The 247-nt window shown below is 71.7% G+C and carries 1 protein-coding gene; it reads right to left on the minus strand.

Features of this window, described 5'->3' with window-relative positions:
• Window positions 1–247: phytoene desaturase family protein (locus tag SB753_RS40125; RefSeq protein ID WP_410805559.1), on the minus strand; the 247-nt coding region annotated here is incomplete at both ends.

Here is a 247-nt window from a genome sequence, read left to right on the forward strand (position 1 = left end):
GTACAGCAGCTTCGGATTGACGTTGGCCACGACCGCGCGCGCGGTGATGCGCTCGCCGTCGAGCGTGACCACGCCGGTCGCCCGCCCCTGCTCGACGATCACCTCGCGCACCCCACAACCGGTACGGATATCGACCCCGCGCTCGCGGCAGCACGCGGCCATCGCCTGGGTGATCGCGCCCATGCCGCCGATCGCGTGGCCCCAGGCGCCCTTGACCCCGTTGCTCTCGCCGAACACGTGGTGCAGC

It is taken from the genome of Paraburkholderia sp. SIMBA_053 (genome assembly GCF_046534895.1).
Lineage (GTDB): Bacteria > Pseudomonadota > Gammaproteobacteria > Burkholderiales > Burkholderiaceae > Paraburkholderia > Paraburkholderia caledonica.